Origin of the sequence: Exiguobacterium sp. s36 (genome assembly GCF_018618345.1) — a bacterium.
Lineage (GTDB): Bacteria > Bacillota > Bacilli > Exiguobacteriales > Exiguobacteriaceae > Exiguobacterium > Exiguobacterium chiriqhucha.
Window position 1 is genome coordinate 206,572 of record NZ_JACSLW010000002.1, and the last position, 23,690, is coordinate 230,261.

Consider the following 23,690-nt stretch of genomic DNA (forward strand, 5'->3'; position numbering starts at 1 on the left):
AAGGGAGTGCCCCTTCTTACTTTTCAAGTGCGAGTGCGATGAATCGCTCTAACAGTTCACCGTACGAGATACCGACGGCGCGAGCGCTGTCCGGGAACAGGCTGAGCGGTGTCATGCCAGGCAGTGTGTTCGTCTCTAAAATATAGGCGAGCCCGTCTTCTGAGACGAGGAAGTCTGAACGGGAATATCCGCTGCAGCCGAGGGCACGGTGCGCTTGAATCGCAGCCGCCTGAACTTCTTCGGTCAACGAAGCCGGCAACTCGGCCGGACAGACGTGAATCGATCCACCTTCTGAATACTTCGACTCATAGTCATAAAACTCGTTTTTCGGGATAATCTCGATAACCGGGAGCGCGGCTTCGGCGCCATGGTTTCCGAGTACAGGTACCGTCAATTCACGACCTTTAATATATTGTTCGACCAAGACGGCCGTATCGCAGGCGAACGCTTTGTCGATTCCTTCACGGAGCATCGTTTCGTCCATCGCGATCGTCAATCCGTTCGAAGACCCTTCTTGGGCCGGTTTGACGACACATGGGAAATCACCGCCCCACTCGACGATTTTCGCGTCGATATCGTCCCCTGTCTCGATGAGGACGTCACGGGCGATTCGGATGCCGGCAGCGGCGAAGATGATTTTCGCACGGGCTTTGTCCATCGCGAGCGCGGACGCCAACACACCAGACCCCGTGTACGGCAAGCCCGCCATCTCCAAGAGCGACTGCACGCGTCCGTCTTCACCGTACTTGCCATGCAAGGCGCTGACGACGACGTCGGCTTGAAGCGTCAACAGCTCATTGGCCCGGTCCGGGTGAAAATCAATCGCCACGACGTCGTGACCCCGTTCTTCGAGCGCTTCAATCATTCCTTTACCACTCGTGAGCGACACTTCCCGCTCACCTGATACACCACCATATAATACCGCGACTTTCATCAAATCTCTCCTTCAGCTAGCTACTCCAAAATTCAAGTTTTATCATACCATGTGTCGGCGGAAAACAATAGAAACAGAACAGTAAAAAAGCCGTACTTACGCGAACGTATCGTACAGCTGTTTCACGGCCTGTTCAGTTTGAATCGTCTTGCCGTACTCCATCATGACGTACGGACTGACGGTCGTCGTTCGACCGTACTCCGACAAGATGGCGGCCAGTCGTTCTTCCACGTCTGGTTTGAGCACCTCGACAAAGTGCAGATAATATCGTCCCTCGTAATGATAGAACGCTCCGCCCTGCTCGGTGTCTCGCATATGTGGGAACAAGCGAATCGAGGCGTTGATGACGTCCTCGATATCGTCAAATTGATAAATCAAATGATGAATCACGTCGATGGTGAGCCGAATCTCGACTTGCTCTTGATCCGACTCTGCTACGGGCGCATCGACTTTCTGGACGTCGATGACGAGCCCGTCACGGGGAAACATCGTCACGTTCAAGTCAACGGTCCCTTGCGGCATGAAGCCAAATTCCGCTTCCGCCGTCTCAAGCAATTCCCGCCACAGGTCTTGACCGCTCTCCCCCACGATGGTATCGATGGCGATGCCTCGAGTGGATAGGTCGCTCGCGGTCAAATATACCCTTAAATGTTCTTTTGTTTGCTTTTCAAATCTCAAACGAAAACCTCCAAAGAATAATCAATCCTACTTTATAAGCTACTCCCGTTTGTTCGAGCTGTCAAATAGTTGACAACCACTCGGTCCACGCCTCGGGCGTGTCCCCGAGGAAGGCCGATCCGAATTCGGACGCTTGAAGGCTGACCGCGTAACCACCGGCCCCGATGACGAGGTTCGGGTGGTCGGCTTGGATGAACTGCATCGCGTCTTTCAGGCCATCGAGATGTTCTGTCAACGTACATGAGAAAATCAGACACTTGGCATCGATATCGTGCAACGCCTCGTTCAAATCCTCTTTCGGGAATCCCGCACCGAGGAAAATCACGTCATAACCGTATTGGCGTAAGTAAAGCGTCACGAACAAGAGCCCGATCTCATGCATCTCGCCCGGGGCACAGACGCAAATGATGCGCGGCAAAAAGGGATTCATCGGCATTTGGAGCGAGAGCGTCGATAGACGGGCACGCAAAAAGGCCGTCGCAAAATGTTCATGCGCAATCGTGATCGTCCCATTCTCCCAACGTGTCCCGATTTCCATCAATAACGGACCGATGATATCTTTCGTAACCTTTTCAAAACTGAACGTATTAAAGGCACGATTAATCAAATCGTGCGCCTTACGTTCATCAAATGAAAGTAACGCCTCGAGCAACCCGTCCATGAGCTCCTCGTCATAAAGGCGGGCAGGCTTCGGCTTCGGGGCTTCATGTAGCTGTTGAATTGCTTGGGATACGGTCAATCCTTCCCGTTGTTTTTCAACGACCCATTTTATCTTCTCGACGTCTTGGTCGGAATACAATCGATGACCCGAATCTGTCCGGCTCGGAACGATGAATTGATAGCGTCGTTCCCACGCCCGGATCGTGGTCGGGTTGACTCCGGTGAGTGACGCGACCGTCTTGATGGAGTACTTCGGCACAGCAGCCCCTCCTTTCCTACTAGTTCTTCTCTTTCAGTATAGACCCATCTGTACGGCTTTACCTGTTTTATTGTGCAAATCTTGTGAGAAATTGGTGAGATTGTGCATATTCACAACCTCGGGCATAAAATAATTAAAAAAATACGACGTTCTCGTCGTATTGTTTAGAAAAAGATGTCGTGACGACCTATATATAAAAATACAAGAATAATGGCAAACATCGTCAGTGTAAGCATCATGGCGAGCGGCCGCTTCAGCCAGTTGTCGTTCAATTTCTCTTTTCGCTCATGCTCTTGCCGTTCAGCGCGAGATGGCAACGTGTCCACCACTTGTTCACGAAGTGAGTCCGCTTGATTCCGATGTCGCAACGTGTGCCCTCCTTTACCTTTTTTATCATTTTACTATGATATCAATCAAAGGAAAAGATACGAGCCAACCGATGTTTCCAATCTGTCACATTTTTAGACACAAGTTGCTCCGACGGCGGGAACACGATTTCGCCGCAGATGTCGCAACAATCGCTTTGCTTGACCGGTTGCTCCGAGAAATAATTTAACAAATAATCGCGCCGGCACGTCTTGATGAGGGCATAGTCCATCATCTGCCCGAGTTGACGATACCGGGCCCGCTTTCTATCTTTTACCCAATCCACCGCCTCGGCAAGCGTCCGCTCGGCAAGCATCTGATTCAACAGTCCCCAAACCGGGTCTTCCTCGTTCAAGCGCAATAAGCGTGGCAACTGGGCCAGGCTCGTGCCATTGTCTCGTTCAAAATAAGCGAGACGGATATCTTTGTCTTTCGGATATTGCTGGTCAATCAAAAACTGTTGAATCCGCTCATCCCCTTCGGCGTATAGCAAGACCGCGAAAGCCGGCTCACCGTCACGCCCAGCCCGACCGATCTCTTGCATGTACGCCTCGAGCGTGGCCGGGATTTGATAATGGATGACGGAACGGACGTTATCTTTATTGACACCCATCCCGAACGCACTCGTACACACCATGATGGCGACTTCGTCACGTAAAAATTGTGACTGCACAAGGCGCCGGTCCTCGGTCGACATGCCACCGTGATAAAACAAGGCGTCATCGAGATGGAGGGCGAGCGCTTCGGCCTCACGCCGTGTCGCCGTATAGATGACGGCCGGTTTCGGCACGTCGTGGACGAGTTCACTCAGACGACGCATCTTATCTTCTGACCCGAGACGTTCCACGATGAGGCGAATCTCGGGACGGTTCGCCGAGTGGACGAACTGCGCCGGCGAGAAGAGCGCCAGTTTCTCGACAATATCTCGTTTCACCGTCTCAGGCGCGGTCGCCGTGACGGCCATACACTGCGGACTGCCGAGCTGTTTGCGCAGTTCACCTAGGCGCGCATACTCCGGCCGGAACTCATGGCCCCACTGCGAGATGCAGTGCGCCTCGTCGACGACGAGCATTTGAATTTTCGTCCGCGCCAGCGCCCGAGTCACATGGGGCACAGCGAGTTGCTCCGGCGATAAATACAAGAAGCGGTACCGTTTCAAATGATTTAAAATCTCTTGCTTCTCTTCGAGCGTCTCCATCGACGTCAATCGTGCCACCCCGCGTTCGCCGCGTTCGCGGATGTGGAGCATCTGATCCTCAATCAGTGACAAGAGCGGCGAGACGATAATCGTCAACCCGTCGTTTTTTATATAGGACGGGAGTTGGAACGTCAATGACTTCCCGGCACCAGTCGGCATGATGGCAAGCACGTCCTGCCCATCGGCGACCGCTTCGATCACCTCGCGCTGTCCCGGACGGAAACTGTCATAACCGAAAACTCGCTTCAACGTCTTCTCAAACAAATGTCTCACCTCGTTTCAATCGTGCGAACACCAATCGGATTTGATAGTAACTGATTCCGTCGATTTGTTCAAAAATCGGCTTGAGCGCCCAGCTCGATTCGTCACGTAGCTGCTCGACTTGCTTGATTTGCTCGAGCGGTACGAATTGATCGAGCGGAAATTCGTCCAAATACATCGCCATCTCGACGACGTGGTCTTCAATCGTACTGGTGCGTAATCGCCGCTGCGATTGCACTTGCTGGAACGACCGGCCGGCCAAGAACTGTTCATACGACCCCCGCGCCGATAAAGTCATCCGTTCACTCGATAAGCCGTGGGCGAATCCTAACAGTTTTGCATCTCGCGGCAGTTTCCATAGGAGCGCATTCCATCCGGCCAAAAAGTAAAGCCGGGCTGTCCGTGCATCAACGTCGAGGAGGGCCGCGATTTGCTCATACGTATATCCGGTCTCGAACGCCCCTGTGAACCGGTAGACGACAGCGGTCGCATAAGGATCGCCGATGTCTTCAAGCGCCGTCTCGAGCTCGTGGTGGAAGCTTTGAATCAACGGTCGCCATTCACGTTCGGTCCGCACGATTTGTTTGACCCAACGTTCGGCTAAACGGTCGGCCTGGACCGGATAAAACGTGCGCTCATGCTCGAGCGACATGAACGTCTGCACGAACAGACTGAGCCGTTTCCATGTCATCGTCGTATAGTCTCGATACTCACCGCCGAGACGGTCGAACAAGTCACTGACGGCCTCGGGCGAAGCGAGCATTGCCCCGGCTTCGGTCAAGGTAAAACTCGAGCGGTTGAGCCAACCACGCTTTTCGAACGAAGCGAGCAATTTCTCATAGTCGTACTTCGTGTAGGGGAACAAGCCAAAAATCGGTTCTAAATCATAAAAAAAGGCATCTTGCAGCGTCGTCGCCGATCGTTTTCCGTTCAATACGTGAAACAAACTACGCTCGCTGCGTTCACCTTTCAAGCGCTGGATGGATAGCAACAACACCCCGTCCGCCAAATGAACCATCGTTCCACCTCCTTGTTAAAATTATGCTTCCAAAACGTTATTCGTTTCCTCATTGAAATATTTGGGTATGTAGACTACAATTACTCATAGTCAGTAGAAAATCATTTCTATGCAGAGAGACGAAACGTATGGAGGGTTACAAATGGCAAAATTTACGATTGTTGATAAAGATACATGTATCGCATGTGGGGCCTGCGGAGCAGCTGCCCCAGACATCTTCGACTATGATGACGAAGGCCTCGCGTTCAACTTGATGGACGACAACACGGGTACGATTGAAGTCCCGGATGAGTTGTATGAGGACTTGATGGACGCCTTCGAGGGCTGCCCGACCGACTCAATCAAAGTCGCAGACGAATCATTCGACGGCGACGCACTCAAGTACGAATAAGCGAGACATGTGTGCCATCTTGGCGCACATGTCTTTTTTTAACGTGTCGCTTTGCGGAAACCGGCCTCCCGCGCCTCTTCTTCTGTACAGAACATCTCTTCCGGGATCGTGCGCTCATAGCTCGCCCCGCCCGAAACGTGATAAATCTTCTCTCCGTCCCGATTGATATTCCCTTTAATGTCACATCCATCCGTGTCTCGTTTCGGCTGGGCCGGCTCGGTCGCCTCGTGGTCGAATCCGTTGCCGGTCACATAATCCTCGAGACTCCAAATTCCGAGCAATTCCCGACGCGCGGCCTGTTCGACGTCCCGGAACGCATCGACGTGTTGCGTGTTCGGCGCGTATACATAGGCGACGCGCGCCAGACCGCGACGTAACAATTCCTCGTTCAGCATCGCATCGTCGTACCAGACGTAGGCGAGCGTCCGTTGATAGCGATCGTAGCGCCCGACATCATACTCGAGCGTGATCGTATCCCCTTCCGGCAGCCACCGTTCGACGAATGATTTCGCATCCTCTCCGAACGGCTGGACCGGTAGCGTCGGATGGCTCGTCTCCGGTGTATCGACGAGCAGAAGGCGAATCGATTCGGTCGCTCCGTTCTCAAACTCGACTTTGAGCGTGTCCCCGTCGATGACGCGGTCGAGCGTGACCGTCTCGGTCTTCCCGAGCGGCCGCGCGACTTGTTGCGTGACCGACGCCGACGGAAAGTCGGCCTCGAGTTCGACGAGCGACTCCGGCGGATCGATTTGTTCAGCGAACCAGTCATCGACTGAGCAGCCTGCGAGCGAGATGCTCAGCACGACAGCGATCAGCAGTTGCCACCATTTTTTCAATTGTCTCACCTCTACACCAGTATAACAAAAAAGGTTGTTTGACTTAAGCGTCAAACAACCTTGGTGAAATGGACATTTGTCCTTTTGGTGATTAGCGTTTCCCTTTAATATATGGGATACCGACCGATTTCGGTGCATCCGCACGTCCGACGACACCCGCGAGGGCAAGAATCGTAAGCGCATACGGTGCAATCAAGAGCAACACTTGCGGCACGTTGCTGATGACCGGCAAGTTACTGCCGATGATCGACAACGCTTGGGCGAAACCGAAGAAGAGGCCGGCTCCGAGCGCGCCGAGCGGGTTCCACTTCCCGAAGATCATGGCGGCGATGGCCAAGAAACCTTGACCGACAATCGTCGTCCCACTGAAGTTCGTCGTGACCGTGACGGCGTAGACCGCACCGGCGAGACCGCCGAACGCACCTGAGAGCATGACGCCCATGAAGCGCATTTTCGTGACGTTGATTCCCATCGTGTCAGCCGCCATCGGGTGTTCCCCGACCGAGCGGAGACGAAGGCCGAACGGCGTCTTGAAGATGACGAACCAGACGACGAACGCGAGCGCGATGGCGATGAACGACGTGTACTGGACGTTGATGAAGAACATGCGTAGCACCGGGATATCCGATAAAATCGGCACGTTCTCTTTCGCAATCCGATACTCGATGAAATCGGTTTGTCCTTTGTTGTAGAGGACACGGACGACGAAGATGGCGAGACCGATCGCGAGCATGTTGATGGCGACCCCGAGCACCGTCTGGTCAGCGCGCCAAAGGATGGCCGGCACTGCCAAGAAGAGCGAGAAGAGCGCACCGACGACCATGGCGACCAAGAGCGCAATCCAAGGACTGAGACCGCCGAGCCCCATGCTCGTCAACGTGAGCGTCGTGATGATGCCCGTGGCGGCACCGATGACCATGATGCCTTCCAAGGCGATGTTGACGACACCCGAACGTTCACTGAAGATGCCGCCGAGCGCCGCGATGATGAGTGGAGTCGCATAGGCCAACGCGACCGGGACGACAATATAGAGGACTTCTAAGAAGCTCATTTTTTCTCCACTCCTTTCTTACGATTTCCTTTGAATTTGTCAATCACGTAGTTGAACGCATAACCCGACGCCACGAAGATGACGATGGCCGCGATGATGACTTTGACGAGCTCAGACGGAATGTTGGCACCGAGCTGCATCGCGAGTCCACCGATGTTGAGTCCGGCGAACAAGATGGCTGCCAAGACGACACCGATGGCCGTGTTCGCACCGAGAAGGGCGACGGCAATCCCGTCGAATCCGACCCCAGTGAACGAGGCGCTGAGCGTCATGCCGTTGAACGTACCAAGGCCTTCCATCGCGCCGGCGAGTCCAGCGAACATACCTGAGATGACGAATGACAGGATGATGTTGCGATTGACGCTCATCCCCGCGTATTGTGACGCGTGTTTGTTGAATCCGACGGCCCGAAGCTCATAACCGAGCGTCGTCCGTTGCAAGATGTAGTAATAGACGATGGCCGCGAGCACAGCGATGATGACACCCCAGTGCAAGCGGGAGAACTGCGTCATTTCTTGAAGCCATGGCGACGCGAGCGACGCGGACTCGTTGATTGACTCGGTCCGTTCGTTCGTTACCCCGATGACGCTACGCAAAATCGCGTTCGTCGTGTACAAGGCGATATAGTTCATCATGATCGATGTGATAACTTCATGGACGTGGAACTTGGCTTTCAAGAAACCAGGGACGAACGCCCAGAGCGCTGCCGCGAACATGGCCGCGAGAAGCGCGAGCGGGAGGTGGATGAACATCGGTAAATCAAAGTTGATTCCGACATAAACGGCTGCCACCCAACCGATTAACACTTGACCTTCGACCCCGATGTTGAAGAGACCAGTCCGAAACGCGAACGCGACCGCTAAACCTGAGAAGATGAGCGGCGCTGCGGCACGAAGTGTTTCTCCGATTGCATATGGGCTTCCGACCATACCTTCGAATAATGAAGAGAACCCTTGAATCGGGTCATAGCCGCCAATCAGCATGACGATTGCCCCAACGAGAAGTCCCATCAAAATCGACAAGAGCGGGATGAGCAGTCGATTGAATCCTAACTTATTCATACTGTTTCTTCTCCTCTCTTACCGCCGGCCATCAAGAAGCCGAGTTCTTGCTCGGTCGTTTCTTTCGGATCACGAATCCCGACAATCTTACCTTCATATAAGACGGCGACTCGGTCCGCGACGTGTAAAATCTCTTCGAGTTCGAACGAGATTAAGAGGACGGCGCGTCCTTTCTCACGTTCTTTGATGAGCTGTTCATGAATGAACTCGATTGCACCGACGTCAAGTCCACGCGTCGGTTGGGCTGCAATCAACAAGTCAGGTGACCGGTCGACTTCACGGGCGATAATCGCTTTCTGCTGGTTACCACCTGATAAGGCACGGGCCGGTACATCGACCGATGGAGTTCGGACGTCAAACTTCTCAATCAACGCCTTCGCTTTCTCAGCCACAGCTTTATAGTTCATCAAACCACGCTTCGAGAACGGCTCTTTGTAATACGTTTGGAGGACCATGTTGTCCCGAATCGAATAGTCGAGGACGAGTCCGTGTTTATGACGGTCTTGCGGGATGTGACCGACGCCAGATTCCGTCACTTTACGTGGCGTGAACCCAGTCACGTCTTTCCCATTCAACAATACTTTTCCAGACTCCGGTTTCTTCAAGCCTGAGATGGCTTCAATCAACTCGGTCTGTCCGTTTCCGTCAATCCCGGCGATTCCGAGAATCTCTCCTGAACGAATCTGTAAATCCAAGCCGTCGACGGCTTCAAGCCCGCGACTGTCTTTGACGACGAGTTTTTGCACGTCGAGGACGACTTGCTGTGGATCTGCCTTGGAATATTCCGCATCAAAGTTAACTTCACGCCCGACCATCATTTCAGCCAAACGGTCTTCATTGACCGTCTCATCGATATCGACGGTGCCGATATAACGTCCGCGACGGATAACCGTACAGCGGTCGGCCACTTGCATGATCTCTTTCAGTTTATGCGTGATCAAGATGATCGATTTACCTTCTTCGATCAAACGCTTCATGATTTGAATGAGTTCTTGAATCTCTTGTGGCGTCAATACAGCGGTTGGCTCGTCAAAAATCAAGATTTCAGCGCCGCGATAGAGCGTCTTCAAAATTTCGACACGTTGTTGCATCCCGACCGAGATGTCCTCGATTTTAGCGTCCGGATCAATGCGGAGACCGTATTGTTCCGAAATCTCCATAACTTTTTTACGCGCCGTGGCCCGGTCGACCGTCAATCCGCTCTTCGGCTCTGAGCCGAGGATGATGTTCTCGGTCACCGTGAACTTCTCGACGAGCATGAAGTGTTGGTGTACCATACCGATTCCAAGGTCGTTGGCGATGTTCGGATTCTCAATGTCCACTTTCTCCCCGCGCACGCGGATTTCCCCACCTTCCGGCTGATAAAGGCCGAACAGGACGTTCATGAGCGTCGATTTCCCGGCACCGTTCTCGCCGAGCAACGCATGAATCTCTCCTTTGCGCAATTGGAGGGTGATATTGTCGTTGGCAACGAACGTTCCGAACTCTTTGCGAATATTGAGCATTTCAATTACATATTCCAAGAAAGTCCACCCCTAACTTTAAGTAAAGGGAGACCGCATGGGTCCCCCCTAACTCAATGAATTATTTTACTGTTTTCATGAACTCTTCGAACTCAGCGTCAGTCGCTGGAGCCGTGATGTCACCGTCGATCAACTGTGTGCGGTACTCTTCCACTTTTGTGAGGACGTCAGCTGAAACGTTCTCATCAGAAGTTTCAGCAATCCCTACGCCGTCATCTTTCAAAGAGAACTCAACGATTTCGCCTGCAGGGAACTTATCTTCCATTGCAAGTTTCGATACTTCGTAAGTAGCCGTGTCAACACGTTTGACCATTGAAGTAAGTGTTACGTTCTCTGGAAGACCTTCTTCGTATTGGTCGCGGTCAACACCAATGACCCATACATCTTCGCCGTTCTTCTTACGGTTTTTCGCTTCTGTGAATACCCCTACCCCAGTACCGCCTGCTGCGTGGTACACGATATCAGATCCTGCTCCGTACATACCTGAAGCGATGGCAGTTCCTTTTTCAGCTGAGTTGAAGTCTTCAGCGTATTTCACGTCGATTGTTGCATCCGGGTTAACAGCCATGACGCCCGCTTTGTAACCGTTCTCGAACTTCTTGATCAAGTCAGACTCAACACCACCGACGAATCCAACTTTGTCAGTTTTCGTAGTGAGACCAGCGACGACACCAACGAGGAATGAACCTTCTTGCTCTTTAAACGTGATCGATGCGACGTTCGGCGCATCGACGACCATGTCGACGATCGCGAAGTTGTTGTCTGGGAACTGCTCAGCAACTTTTTGGATGTCTTCGCCCATCAAGAAGCCGATTCCGTAAATCAAGTTGAAGTTATCGCGTGCCAATTGCTGCAAGTTAGGCTGATAATCCGCTTGTTTTGATGATTGAAGATATTTGAAGCCTTCGTTTTCAGTCAAGCTGTTGTCTTTCCCGAACTTCGTAAGACCTTCCCAAGCTGATTGGTTGAACGATTTATCATCGACACCGCCAGTGTCGGTTACCATGGCTACTTTGAAGTCGCTGCCTTCGCCGCCGCCGTCGCTGTTTGAAGCACCTTCATTGTCATCCCCGCCACATGCTGCGAGTACTGTTGAGAGTGTGAGGCCTGCTGCTAAAGCTGAAAGAATCGTTTTTTTCTTGTTCATCGTCGTGTTTCCCCTTTCGGATCATAACAATTAAGGTTGTCATGTCATCAGTAGTCTTTACACCGGTATAAGAAAGCGCTTTCACGCTGTTCCCCAAAAATAACCGTTTCCGGATAAAACGAACGTGCTTAGACGCGTTTGCGAACGACGTGGAAGTCGAAGCGGTCCGCTCGGAAAAAGTTCGCCGAATCGAGCAGCGGTAAGTCGCTCTCATCGTAATGCAATTGCTTTAATGCCAGTAACGGTTGGTCCGTTTGAAGTTGCGTCGAGATTTCCGCGTTCACACTCGGTTCGATGTGCGTGATCGCATAAGCGACCCGACGTCCTACCTCTTGTTCGAGCGCATCAAACAACGACTTACCTTCCGTCAACGCTTTAGGATTCGAGACGAGGTGGGCCGGAATTTTATCGACACAGTATACAACTGGTGTCTCGTCTGCATAACGAATCCGGACAATCCGATAAATCGGCGAGTTCGGTTCAATTTTCAGACGCTCAGCTTCTCTCTCGGTCGCTAGAACCTTTTCGGCCACCAATACTTTCGTTCCTGGTGTCATCTTGGCGCGCATAATCATGTCCGTGACACTGAACAGTTCTTCAATCCCTGAAGTGAACGGGGGTTTTGAACTGATAAATGTTCCGACGCCATGTTTCCGCACGACAAATTTCTCGTCTTCGAGGATACGAAGGGCTTCCCGGAGTGTCGCTCGACTGACTCCTAGTTGCTTCGACAACTCGAACTCTGAAGGAAGCTTCTCTCCTTCACGATAGACACCATCGTCGATATCTTGCTTGATTTTCTCAATCACGCGAAGATAGAGCAAGCGATGATCGAGCTTGATCGACATGGGCCTCACCACCTTTACCTATTCTAACCAGTGCTCAGACATCTGACGTATGAATGTCCTTGCCAATATTAAGTATAGGGATTCGAGAAATAGAACGCAATACTTTTTGTTCGGAATCAGGGAAATATTTTAATGTGAAGGGATTATGTATACCTCTTAGTCTATATTACCTGTTGTGGAGCCGTTTGAAAAGAAATCGTAACATGTAAACGGTATTAAAAAATGAAAGCGGTTCAACGATTTTAGTAGTATGTCTTAATGTATCAAATAGGTCAGATGTGCTATATTAGTTTGTCCCAACATGACGTTGACCCCAATCGTCACGTTTGAACCGGATTATCTGAAATTATATAAAAAACGAACGATTAGGATTTCTTATACCTAATCGTTCGTTTTACTATTTATACTTCTGGTTGATTAATGAGCACTTTCCGCGGCTTTGAGCCTTCTGACGGCCCGACATATCCAGCCTGTTCGAGCGAATCAATCAATCGGGCGGCTCGATTATAACCGATGCGGAATCTTCGTTGAATCATCGAAGTCGATGCCGTCTCTTGCGTCAAGATGAATTGAATGACTTCTTCGAACAACGAATCGTCCGAGTCAATCGTCGTGACCTCCTCTTCTTTCGGCATCATCGCCTCGACGTATTGGGCCCGTTGTTGGGCGATGACGTGATTGACGACCGTCTCGACTTCTTGATCCGAGACGAAGGCGCCTTGGACACGGATTGGTTTGTTCATCCCGTTGGCGAGCATGAGCATATCACCGCGTCCGAGCAACTTCTCCGCCCCGCCACCGTCAAGAATCGTCCGTGAATCCGTTTGTGACGAGACCGCGAACGCAATCCGGGACGGGATGTTCGCTTTGATGACACCGGTGATGACATCGACCGATGGACGCTGGGTGGCGAGCACCATATGAATCCCTGCTGCCCGCGCCATCTGGGCGAGACGCATAATCGCGTCCTCGACGTCGTTCGAGGCGACCATCATCAAATCGGCGAGTTCATCGACGATGACGACGATGAACGGCAGACGCTTCGCATCCTCATCGTCCGACTTGTCGACGAGTTCGTTATAACCTTCGATGTTCCGGACGCCATAGCGGCTGAACAGCTCATAGCGCCGCTCCATCTCGGCGACGACTTGTTTGAGCGCTTGGGCCGCTTTCTTCGGATCGGTCACGACCGGCGTCAACAAGTGCGGGACACCGTTATAGACGTTCAACTCGACCATTTTCGGGTCAATCATCATGAGCCGGACCTCATCAGGACGCGTCCGCATCAAGAGTGACACGATCATGCCGTTGATGCAGACCGATTTCCCTGAACCAGTCGAACCGGCGACGAGCAAATGCGGCATCTTGTTCAAGGCGATCGTCACCGTCTCGCCGCTGATGCTGCGGCCAAGGGCAACGAGAAGCGGCGACTGTTCGCGCTTGACCGGATCGGCCTCGAGCACTTCACGGAGACAGACCGGCGCCACTTCCTGGTTCGGCACTTCAATCCCGATGGCCGCTTTGCCAGGAATCGGGGCCTCGATCCGGATATCTTTCGCGGCGAGCGCGAGGGCAAGGTCGTCACTGAGCGACGTGATGCGGCTCACTTTGACCCCGATATCCGGTTGCAGTTCATACTTCGTCACGGTCGGACCGAGATGAATCTTCAATACTTTCACACCGACACCGAACGATTTGAGCGTTTGGACGAGTTTCGTCGCGTTCGCTTTCAAACGGGCGTTCTCACCGGACAAGTCGGTCACGACCGGTTCACTGAGAATCGTGAACGTCGGCAGCTCATACGTGTCTGACACATCCTGTGACGCCGTCATCATCATATCCTCGGTCGGCAGGTCGGCCACTTCTTCAGCAGAGGCCGTCTCCTCCACTTTCGGACGCTTCTCGGCGACGACTTTCTCGCTGAACCCGACAATCGGGATATCATGCATCGTCACCGCGTCCGCCTCAGGCTCGGCTTCGGCAGGGATCGGCTCGACCTTCGCCGGGGCCGGGACGGCCTTCTGACGCTTCACTGGAGCCGGTTTGACCCGTTCCCGGTCGTGCCATTCTTGCTTGATGGCCGTACCCGTCTCAAGTAACCGTGAACCCATCGTCCGCCAAATCGTCGGCGATAATAGGGAAATCCCGACGATCATGCAGAGGGCTCCTAAAAAGATGATTCCGAAGTCGGAGAGCAAGTATTGGTTGAGTTGATAGAGCGATCCGTTAATGGCGCCTCGTTCGGCCCCCCATACCAAGTCCCCGAACATGAGGAACGACGTGAACAACAATAGGATCCCGGCCCGTTGCATCGGACGAAACTCGTTTAAAAAGACGAGCAACGTGAACGCGATTGCCAAATACGTCAGTGCCCCCCAGCCCCCGAACAACGTCGTCGCGAGGAGCGACGTCTGATTGCCGACCCATCCAAAATCGAACAGGGAGAAGATGAACGCCGTAATCGACAGGACGAAGGCGATCCAGCCATATGTACGTAGTGGGATGGGCTGTTTTTTCGCACGTCTCGTCGTCGGTCGTTTCCGCTTCACCGGGGTTTTTCTCGTTTTTTGTGCCACCTTAGATTCCTCCTAAAAAAACAAGGCAAAAGTCTGATGACTTTTGCCTTAATCTCAATTCCTTAAATCTCCATGATGATCGGCAAGATCATCGGACGACGTTTCGTCTGCTCGTACAAATAGACGCTGAGCCGTTCGCGGATATTTGATTTCAACTCGGTCCAATCACTTCCAGCTTGGAGACTCTTCTCAATCTGTTTCGTGACGATGCGGTTCGCTTCTGAAATCATCTCTTCCGATTCACGCATATAGACGAATCCGCGCGAGATGAGTTCAGGTCCTGAAATCAATTTCTTCTGTTTCCGGTTCAACGTGACGACACAGAGAACGACACCGTCTTGCGACAAGAGACGACGGTCACGGAGCACGATATTCCCGACGTCCCCGACACCGATTCCATCGATTAAGACGTTTCCAGCCGGCACTTTGCGGCTCATCCGGGCTTTGCGGCCCGTGAACTCAACGACATCCCCTTTTTCAACGATGAAGATGTTGTTCGACTTCACACCGACTTGCTCGGCGAGTTTCGAGTGGGCCATCTGCATCCGGTACTCCCCGTGAATCGGGAGGAAGTACTTCGGTTTGACGAGGTTCAACATGAGCTTGAGCTCTTCAGCCGAACCGTGTCCAGAGACGTGTACTTTGCGTTGGTTATAGATGACGTTGGCGCCTGAGCGGAAGAGCAAATCAATCGTCTTCGAGACCGACTTCTCGTTCCCCGGAATCGGCGTCGCCGCGATGACGACCGTATCGTTCAGGCGGATGTTCACTTGTTTATGGGCGTTGCGCGCCATGCGCGTCAAGGCCGCCATCGGCTCACCTTGCGAACCAGTCGTCAAGATGACGACTTTGTTGTCAGGCAAGCGATTCACTTGTGAAAGCTCGACGAGCGTCTTCGGCTTGAAGCGCAAGTAGTTCAGCTTCTGGGCCACTTCGACGATATTGACCATGCTGCGGCCGACGACGGCCACTTTACGGTCGTTCGCTTCGGCTGCCGCGAACACTTGTTGCAGACGGTGCACGTTCGAGGCGAATGACGCGACGATGACGCGGCCTTCGGCTTGATAGATGACGTCGTTCAACTCGGCACCGACGAGCGATTCCGAACCGGTTTGACCCGGACGTTCCGCGTTCGTCGAATCCGACAAGAGGCAAAGGACGCCCCGTTGGCCGATGGCCGCCAACTTGTTGAAGTCTGACTGTTTCCCATCGACCGGTGTGTAGTCAAACTTGAAGTCGCCCGTGTGAACGATGGCGCCTTGTGACGTTTGGATACAGACCCCGACACAATCCGGGATCGAGTGGTTGACGCGGAAGAAAGTGATGAAATGATCAGCGATAGTCAATTTCGTTTTGGCGTCAATCAATCGGAGGTCGACTTCTTTCAATAAGCCAGCCTCTTTCAATTTGAGCTCGATTAAACCGAGCGTCAATTTCGTCCCATATACGGGAACGTGTTTCAAATCACGGAGTACGTAGCTGAGTCCACCGATATGGTCTTCGTGACCGTGTGTGATGAAAATCGCGCGTACCCGATCTTTATTTTCTTTCAAATACGTAATGTCCGGGATGACGATATCAATCCCGAGCATCTCATCGCCTGGGAACATAAGGCCGGCATCGATGACGAAGATGTCGTCGTCTAGTTCCACGACGTACATGTTCTTCCCGATTTCGCCTACGCCTCCAAGCGCAAAGACGCTAACGTTCTCTGTCTTCTTCTTTGACACTAACAAAAACCTCCTAGATGTTGCATATTCTGTTTCGTCCACTTATCGCTACTGAATATTGTATCGGAAAACTGCTGATATGCCAACATTTCCGTTCAATCGACGAGAGGTTTCATCACATCGGCAAGCGGCATCGTCGCTTTGTCATCCGGACGTTTCCCGGAAGCGAGCTGACGAATCGACAAACCGAAGTCCATTTGTAAGTGTGGGTAATCTGGAAAACTTCTCCAATCCCCGCCCCATTCGAAGCCGAGCGCCTTGCCGAGCTCCCCTAGTTCTTGCCAATCCGGTTCATCCGACCGATTGTGGTCCGACTCCAAATCATAGTCGGCGCGGTTGTTGTGAATGATGACGAAGTCGACGGCAAGGCCATAGTTATGGTAGCTCTCACCTGCTTTGGCGTTCGTCACGACTTGACCTGGTTTCGAACGACCTTGGGCGTACAGGGCGTTCTGCTCATCGGCTGAACGGTATCCTGACGTCAGGCGAACCTCGAGACCGAGGCACGAATAGGCTAGCCGTACGAAAGATTCACTCCGCTCCCGGACGTGCGGATGCAGTTTGGCGAACGCCTTCTCGCTACGCTCGACGATGACCGCTTCCGAGCGCGAGTTGCGCTCACACATCCCCGCCTCGAACGTCGGTTCATCGACCCATGGCATCGGCCCCGGACGTGACAACGTATACGCTAAAAAGATTCCGACTAAAAAAGCCGTCATCGCGAACGTCAAGACGCCGGTCCATTTCATCGGCGCAACCGTTTACGGAGTCCTTTGACGAGCGGTAATCCTGTTTCAAGGGCGAAATAGAGCGGACGATTCAAGACGAGATCGAACTCGCCAACCTTCTCGATCATATCGCTACCCCAACCTGATTTGAACGCATACAGACCCGCATACTCATCATCGGCGTCGGTGCTGCCCGATACGCCACCGAAATCATAGCGTTCGGCCCCGCTCGCCTTGGCCGCTTGCATCATCGTCCATTGCATGAGGTGGTTCGGCATGAAGTCACGGAACTCGTTCGAAGACGCGCCGTACAAGTAATACGAGCGTCGTCCGGCTAACGTCAACAGACCGCCCGATAAGACGAGCCCGTTCGGGTACTTGTCGTGCAACTCATTCAGTTCCGGCAACGCAGCTTTAATCTTTTCAATCTGTTCGCCCGTCTGCTTTTGACGGTTCAACAGACTTGTCCGTTTCTTCTCCACCGTCTCCGTCTCGAGGGAACGTTCAATCTTGCCGAGGTCACGTTCGGCTTTTTCGAGCGTGGCCATCTGTTGGTCGAGCGCGAGCTTCGGTTCGAGTTTCGTCAAGAACAGACGCGCGTCCCCTGGCTGCAGGCAATCGTATAAGTTCTCGAAGTAATCAAGGCCCCGGATGGCAAAGCCGTCCCGCTCGCCTGTCACTTTCATCAACTCCGCGAACGTCTGGAGACCATCGCGACCGACTTCCGTGCAGACGATTCCTTTTCGTTCTGCCAAACGCACGTTATAGCGGAACTTATGATGGAACTTGCCAAAAATCTCTTTCTCGCTCGGACGCAAGTCCGTCTCCATCGTGAACCGAGGCTGGGCGTAATCGAACCCGCCGCCGTATCCTTTATGGGCGAAGCCAAGACTCGCCATCTCGGTCAATAGACCTGGCACTTCATCTCGATCGATATTCGGATCAATTTTCACGGTGATCGCTTTGTTCGCCTTGGCGACCCGTTTCGCTTCTTCGGTCAACGCGGTCAACGAAGCCACATCGTCATAGTCGACGACGAAACCGCGCGGCGCGTAGCAAAGCGTGAACGGGAGTTTAGGTACGCGTTTGAACAAGAGTAATGCGACCCCGCTCGTCACACCACCGGTCGCGACGGCGATCCGCTCGGCGAACCAGCCGTTTTGTCGTTTGACGTTGGCCCAACTTGAGAGTTGAAGCAAATCCCCACGGTCATGTGTTTTGACGAACTCGTCATGCTCTTTTTCTGTCAAGGTGATCGGTTGTACTGCCATAAATCATGATTCCTCCGTCTTCAAAATTGTCGCTCGGACGATCGCTTCTTCATCTAGCGGAATTTTCTCATTGCCAATGATTTGATATTTCTCATGTCCTTTGCCGGCCAGGACGACGATGTTATCGGACTCGGCCAATTTGGCCGCGTAGCGGACCGCCTCTTCGCGGTCCCCGATTTCAACGAAATTGTCGTGGGTCATCCCGGCAGCGATGCCGCTCGTGATTGAGTCGTAGGCTTCAAAGCGTGGATCGTCCGTCGTGATGACGACCGTTCCCGCATACTTCGAGGCCATCTCTCCCATCGTCGGTCGCTTCGTAACGTCACGATTTCCGCCTGTCCCGATTAAGAACACAATCTTCTCTTTCGGCACGCCGACGAGCGACTTCAAGCATTGCTCGATACCGTCGGGCGTGTGGGCGTAATCCGCATAGACGTTATAGCCCGGCACATCGAGGCGTTGCATGCGTCCTTTGGCCGGATGGATCGCTTCGAGCGCCTGGACGATTTCGGGCAAGCGATAGCCTGCCGCGAGCAGGCAACCTGTCGCGAGCAAGATGTTATACACGTTGAAGCGGCCGATGAATTGAACCGTCAACGGATGGCGTTCGCCTTGATAGTTGAGGCAAAAGCTCGTCTCTGACAGCGTCTGAACGATATCTGATGCCGTCACGTCTGCCATCGCGTCAATCGCATAAGTAATCACTCGCGCCCCTGTCATCGTCTCATACAGCTTGCTATACGGGTCGTCTGCGTTCAGTACGGCGACCTTGTGACGTGACGCCATCTGTCCGAGTTGTGCGAACAGTAGGCCTTTCGCTCGCGCATAGTTCTCGAACGTGCCGTGGAAATCGAGATGGTCGTGCGTCAAGTTCGTGAAACCGACGATATCAAAGTCCGTCCCGATGACACGGCCGAGTTCGAGTCCGTGCGATGACACTTCCATCATCACATCGGTCACGCCTTCTGCGTGCATCCGGGCGAGCAACTGTTGTAGCTCCGAGCTTTGCGGTGTCGTATTTTTACTTGGAACGACCGTATCGTTGATGCGGACCTCGACCGTGCCAATCAATCCGGTGCTATGACCGAGCTCGGTGAGGACGTCGCGCAGAATCGTCGTTGTCGTCGTCTTGCCGTTCGTCCCCGTGATCCCGAACAGACGCATCTGTTCAGACGGATACTGATAGAACGCCGACGCTAAGAGGCCGACCGATCGTGTGCTGTCGCGCACGATTAAGTTCGGTACGCTTAACGAGAGCGGACGCTCGCTGACGACGGCTACGGCCCCTTTGCTGACCGCCAATTCGGCATAGTCATGGCCGTCGACCGTATAGCCTTTGATGGCGACGAACAGCGTCCCAGGGACGACTTCTCTCGAGTCGGTCGTCACATGGGTCACTGGGATGGCTTGTAAGTTTGGTTGATTAATCAATTGAATGTGTTTAGCTAAATCCGTTAAGTTCAAGTCTTTCCCTTCTTTCACCTGTTCCTGTACAAAGTAAAGAATACCTCTTAATCAGTGTAGAGAACTTACAATTCGGTTTCAAGTCAGTCTTCGGACGGAAGGACATAAGATTTGGCAGGGGCGTGGCTGAGCACCTCTCTGATTAAGGCGTTGACACCATGCACATCGATGCGATCGATTTTATCGAGCACCTCGTTCAAGTCCTCGACATCGTCGAGCAGGACGAGGTTTCGACCGTTTCGGTTCATGCGGGCACTCGTACTCTCATTCCCGAGGACGAGCGACCCTTTCAATTGGCGCTTGCCTTTCTCGACTTCCTCGTCGGACAATCCGTCCGCGATCAACGTCTCGAGTTCGCGCGTCATAATCGTCTCGACTTGGGCGAGCGTATCCGGAGATGTCCCGATATAGATGGTGAACGTCCCGTGGTCATCGAACGTCGTGTAGTACGAGTAAATCGAGTATGCCAGCCCCTCTTCTTCTCGAATCGACTGGAAAAGACGTGATGACATCGTGGCCCCGATGGCATTGTTCATCAAGGCCAAATGCGGCAGACGGTCATCTTTGGCGGCAATCGCCTCAAAGTTCCAACAGAGGTGTGCTTGCTCTGTCTCTTTCTGTTTTTTCATCACGTCACTGTATAAAATCGGAGTCGTCGATTCTTTCGGAGATTCCCCTGATGGGAGGTCGGCAAACCTTGTCTTGACCGCCTCAATCAATTCATCGGTCACATGCCCGGCGATTGAAACGACGACACGATTGCCCGTGTACGTCGAAGCGACGTAACGGAGCAGTTGGTCCCGCGATAGGCTGAGGACGCTCGCTTCCGTCCCGAGAATCGGTTCGGCAAGGATGTCGTCCTTATAGACGGCTTTCGCGAGCAGCTCGTGGACGAGGTCTTCCGGTGTGTCCTCATACATTTTAATTTCTTCTAAGACGACCCGCTTCTCTTTCTCGAGCTCCGTCTCATCAAATAACGAGTCGAACAGCATGTCGGCGAGCGCATCGAACGCGATGACCGCGTGCTCGTCAAGCGTCTTCACGTAATAGCACGTATGATCTTTCGACGTGAACGCGTTGACGCTACCCCCGAGCTCATCGAAGAACGACGCGATTTCTTTTGCCGTTCGCGTCTTCGTCCCTTTAAATAACATATGTTCAATCAAATGGCTGATGCCAATCTCGGTCATGTCTTCGGTCCGAGTTCCGGCTTTGATAAAGACACCGGTCGACGTGCTACGGACATCCGCCATCGGCTCAATCACGATGCGGACGCCGTTGTCTAATGTGATCCATTCCATGTTATCACTCCTATGAAAAAGGCCATCGCACCAGACGATGGCCATCATGATTAGTTTGTCGAGCGTGGCGGACGACGGTCTCCGTCACGACGCGGCGGACGGCTGTCACGTGGTGGACGGCTTTCGCGCTGCGCTTTACGTTTTGCTTCGTATGCTTCACGTTCTTCCGGTGATAATCCTTCAAGGATGAGCACTTTGTGTGAGGCATTGACTCGGCCTTTGTCGTCAATCTCCGTCACACGGACTTTGATTGTATCGCCGAGTTTAACGACGTCTTCCACGTTCGCGACACGCTCTAAGCTGAACTCAGAGACGTGGACGAGCGCGTCTTTCCCTTTGAACAATTCGACGAACGCGCCGAACTTCTCGATGCGGCGGACCGTTGCATCGAACTCTTCGCCGACGACGACTTCACGGACGATGTCGCCGATGAGGGCCATCGCCATATCGATGCCATCTTGATCGGTCGACGCGATGAAGACCGTTCCGTCTTGCTCGATATCGATTTTGACGCCCGTTTGGTCGATGATGCTGTTAATCATCTTCCCGCCCGGTCCAATCACATCGCGGATCTTATCCGGATTGATCGTCATCGTCACGATTTTCGGTGCATACTTCGACAACTGCGGACGCGGTGCGTCGAGCGTCTCAAGCATATGATTCAAGATGTGGAGACGGCCTGAACGTGCTTGTTCGAGTGCCTCTTCCAAAATCTCACGCGTGATTCCGGCGATTTTGATATCCATTTGGAGCGCCGTGATCCCGTCTTTCGTTCCAGCGACTTTGAAGTCCATGTCACCGAGGTGATCTTCAAGTCCTTGGATGTCCGTGAGAACCGTGTAATGTTCGCCTTCCATGATGAGACCCATCGCAATCCCGGCAACCGGTGCCTTGATTGGAACCCCTGCATCCATGAGAGCGAGTGTCGAGCCACAGATTGACGCCTGTGAACTTGAACCGTTCGACTCGAGTACTTCCGAGACGAGACGAATCGTGTACGGGAAGTCGGCTTCTTTCGGGATGACCGGGAGCAACGCACGTTCTCCGAGAGCACCGTGACCAATTTCACGACGACCTGGCGCACGCACCGGACGAGCTTCTCCGACCGAGAACGGCGGGAAGTTGTAATGGTGCATGAAGCGCTTGTTCTCTTCGAGACCGATGCCGTCGATGATTTGAGCATCTCCGATGACGCCGAGTGTCGCCACCGACATGACTTGTGTTTGTCCACGTGTGAACAATCCAACGCCGTGGGCGCGTGGCAATAAGCCCGTTTCCGACGCAAGTGGACGGATGACTTCCGGGCGACGACCGTCCGGACGAACTTTATCGACCGTGATGAGACGGCGAACTTCATCTTTGACAAATTTGTTCAAGATGCCAGACACTTCTTTCAACTTGGCCGGCTCGTCGACGAGGCGCTCTTCGTAGATGGCGACGTACTTGGCAATCACTTCGTTGATTGCTGCATCACGCGCATGCTTCTCTTCGACTTGAACCGCAGCGTTGATTTCTGGACGAGCTGCTTCGAGCTCAGCCGTCAAGGCGTCATCAAATTTCGACACCGTGTATTCGAACTTCGGTTTCCCGACAGCTTCGACGATTTCCGTTTGGAAAGCGACCAATTTCTTGATTTCTTCATGACCGAACAAGATTGACTCGAGCATGACGTCTTCCGGTACTTCGTTGGCGCCTGCTTCAACCATGTTGATTGCAGTTGCCGTTCCGGCGACTTGGAGTTCGAGGTCTGTCTGTTCGAGCTGAGCCGTCGTCGGGTTGACGACGAACTCACCGTTGACGCGTCCGACTGTCGCACCGGCGATCGGGCCATCGAACGGGATGTCTGAAATCGAGAGTGCGATTGACGTTCCGAGCATACCGGCCATCTCAGCTGGGCAGTCCGGGTCGTTCGACATGACGTAAATCATCACTTGGATATCATGACGGAAGCCATCCGGGAAAAGCGGACGGATCGGACGGTCGATGAGGCGCGATGTCAAAATCGCGTTCTCCCCAGGACGACCTTCCCGACGGAGGAAACCTCCTGGAATTTTACCGACCGAGTATAATTTTTCTTCATAGTTGACCGTGAGCGGGAAGAAATCTAAATCCTTCGGCGCTTTCGATGCTGTGACCGTGGCGAGCACGACCGTGTCCCCATAACGGACGAGTGCCGAGCCGTTTGCTTGTTTCGCAAGTTGCCCGACTTCTACAGACAGCGGACGCCCGCCCCATTCTGTAGAAAATACTTGTTTCGTACCTAACATGAACATTCTCCTCTCAAACCTTATCTAGTTTATTATGTAACTCATTCATATGAATGTCTAATGATTTTCCTCCTAAAAAAGAAGAAACGGACTAGGAACAAGTGTCCCAGCCCGTCACATGG

At 52.9% G+C, this 23,690-nt stretch carries 20 protein-coding genes; 1 reads left to right on the forward strand and 19 read right to left on the reverse strand.

Annotated elements, in window-relative coordinates; translation table 11 throughout:
- Window positions 1-16: 16 nt before the first annotated feature.
- The 6 genes from KNP95_RS06545 to KNP95_RS06570 all read right to left on the reverse strand — a co-directional run bounded on the left by KNP95_RS06545 (window position 17) and on the right by KNP95_RS06570 (window position 5,374).
- Entirely contained in the window at window positions 17-934 is a 918-nt protein-coding gene (locus KNP95_RS06545) for a D-alanine--D-alanine ligase (RefSeq protein WP_214836257.1), read from the reverse strand.
- Window positions 935-1,030: 96 nt separating this feature from the next.
- Window positions 1,031-1,612, reverse strand: coding sequence for an adaptor protein MecA (locus KNP95_RS06550; RefSeq protein WP_021067182.1), 582 nt, complete (start codon window positions 1,610-1,612; stop codon window positions 1,031-1,033).
- Between the two features lie 61 nt (window positions 1,613-1,673).
- Entirely contained in the window at window positions 1,674-2,531 is an 858-nt protein-coding gene (locus KNP95_RS06555) for a MerR family transcriptional regulator (protein WP_214752191.1), read from the reverse strand.
- 164 nt (window positions 2,532-2,695) lie between these two features.
- A complete protein-coding gene (locus tag KNP95_RS06560) occupies window positions 2,696-2,899 on the reverse strand; it encodes a hypothetical protein (protein WP_214719577.1) in 204 nt (67 codons plus the stop codon).
- A gap of 41 nt (window positions 2,900-2,940) precedes the next feature.
- Complete coding sequence (locus KNP95_RS06565) at window positions 2,941-4,368, reverse strand: RecQ family ATP-dependent DNA helicase (protein WP_214832281.1); 1,428 nt, start codon at window positions 4,366-4,368, stop codon at window positions 2,941-2,943.
- Entirely contained in the window at window positions 4,352-5,374 is a 1,023-nt protein-coding gene (locus KNP95_RS06570) for a YpbB family protein (protein WP_251026087.1), read from the reverse strand. Before KNP95_RS06570 ends, KNP95_RS06565 begins: the two co-directional genes overlap by 17 nt.
- Before the next feature lie 142 nt (window positions 5,375-5,516).
- On the opposite strand from KNP95_RS06570, the gene KNP95_RS06575 reads away from it, so the two are divergent.
- On the forward strand, window positions 5,517-5,765 hold the full coding sequence (locus KNP95_RS06575; RefSeq protein WP_021067177.1) for a ferredoxin: 249 nt from the start codon (window positions 5,517-5,519) through the stop codon (window positions 5,763-5,765).
- Window positions 5,766-5,803: 38 nt separating this feature from the next.
- On the opposite strand, the gene KNP95_RS06580 is transcribed toward KNP95_RS06575, so the two are convergent.
- The 13 genes from KNP95_RS06580 to pnp all read right to left on the reverse strand — a co-directional run bounded on the left by KNP95_RS06580 (window position 5,804) and on the right by pnp (window position 23,568).
- Entirely contained in the window at window positions 5,804-6,610 is an 807-nt protein-coding gene (locus tag KNP95_RS06580; RefSeq protein ID WP_214836261.1) for a thermonuclease family protein, read from the reverse strand.
- A gap of 82 nt (window positions 6,611-6,692) precedes the next feature.
- A complete protein-coding gene (locus KNP95_RS06585; RefSeq protein ID WP_214752194.1) occupies window positions 6,693-7,652 on the reverse strand; it encodes an ABC transporter permease in 960 nt (319 codons plus the stop codon).
- Window positions 7,649-8,713, reverse strand: coding sequence for an ABC transporter permease (locus tag KNP95_RS06590; RefSeq protein ID WP_214719401.1), 1,065 nt, complete (start codon window positions 8,711-8,713; stop codon window positions 7,649-7,651). Before KNP95_RS06590 ends, KNP95_RS06585 begins: the two co-directional genes overlap by 4 nt.
- Window positions 8,710-10,236, reverse strand: a complete 1,527-nt coding sequence (locus KNP95_RS06595; protein ID WP_214719402.1) for an ABC transporter ATP-binding protein — start codon at window positions 10,234-10,236, stop codon at window positions 8,710-8,712. The genes KNP95_RS06590 and KNP95_RS06595 overlap by 4 nt, the downstream gene beginning before the upstream one ends.
- A gap of 61 nt (window positions 10,237-10,297) precedes the next feature.
- On the reverse strand, window positions 10,298-11,383 hold the full coding sequence (locus KNP95_RS06600) for a BMP family lipoprotein (RefSeq protein ID WP_214836264.1): 1,086 nt from the start codon (window positions 11,381-11,383) through the stop codon (window positions 10,298-10,300).
- Between the two features lie 128 nt (window positions 11,384-11,511).
- Window positions 11,512-12,231 carry a GntR family transcriptional regulator gene (locus tag KNP95_RS06605; protein ID WP_021067171.1) on the reverse strand — a complete coding sequence of 240 codons (720 nt, stop codon included), beginning with the start codon at window positions 12,229-12,231 and terminating at the stop codon, window positions 11,512-11,514.
- A 401-nt stretch (window positions 12,232-12,632) separates the two neighbouring features.
- On the reverse strand, window positions 12,633-14,807 hold the full coding sequence (locus tag KNP95_RS06610) for a DNA translocase FtsK (protein WP_214836268.1): 2,175 nt from the start codon (window positions 14,805-14,807) through the stop codon (window positions 12,633-12,635).
- 62 nt (window positions 14,808-14,869) lie between these two features.
- Window positions 14,870-16,537, reverse strand: a complete 1,668-nt coding sequence (locus KNP95_RS06615; protein WP_021067169.1) for a ribonuclease J — start codon at window positions 16,535-16,537, stop codon at window positions 14,870-14,872.
- A gap of 95 nt (window positions 16,538-16,632) precedes the next feature.
- Window positions 16,633-17,286 (reverse strand): M15 family metallopeptidase, encoded by a 654-nt coding sequence (locus tag KNP95_RS06620; protein WP_021067168.1) that lies wholly within the window; start codon window positions 17,284-17,286, stop codon window positions 16,633-16,635.
- Entirely contained in the window at window positions 17,283-18,536 is a 1,254-nt protein-coding gene (locus KNP95_RS06625) for a lipid II:glycine glycyltransferase FemX (protein WP_214836272.1), read from the reverse strand. The genes KNP95_RS06620 and KNP95_RS06625 overlap by 4 nt, the downstream gene beginning before the upstream one ends.
- Before the next feature lie 3 nt (window positions 18,537-18,539).
- The gene (locus KNP95_RS06630) at window positions 18,540-20,000 is read right to left on the reverse strand and encodes a UDP-N-acetylmuramoyl-L-alanyl-D-glutamate--2,6-diaminopimelate ligase (RefSeq protein ID WP_031200186.1); all 1,461 of its coding nucleotides are present in this window, start codon (window positions 19,998-20,000) and stop codon (window positions 18,540-18,542) included.
- Window positions 20,001-20,083: 83 nt separating this feature from the next.
- Window positions 20,084-21,301, reverse strand: coding sequence for a M16 family metallopeptidase (locus tag KNP95_RS06635; protein ID WP_029595681.1), 1,218 nt, complete (start codon window positions 21,299-21,301; stop codon window positions 20,084-20,086).
- A 50-nt stretch (window positions 21,302-21,351) separates the two neighbouring features.
- Window positions 21,352-23,568 carry a polyribonucleotide nucleotidyltransferase gene (pnp, locus tag KNP95_RS06640; protein ID WP_021067164.1) on the reverse strand — a complete coding sequence of 739 codons (2,217 nt, stop codon included), beginning with the start codon at window positions 23,566-23,568 and terminating at the stop codon, window positions 21,352-21,354.
- Window positions 23,569-23,690 lie beyond the last annotated feature (122 nt).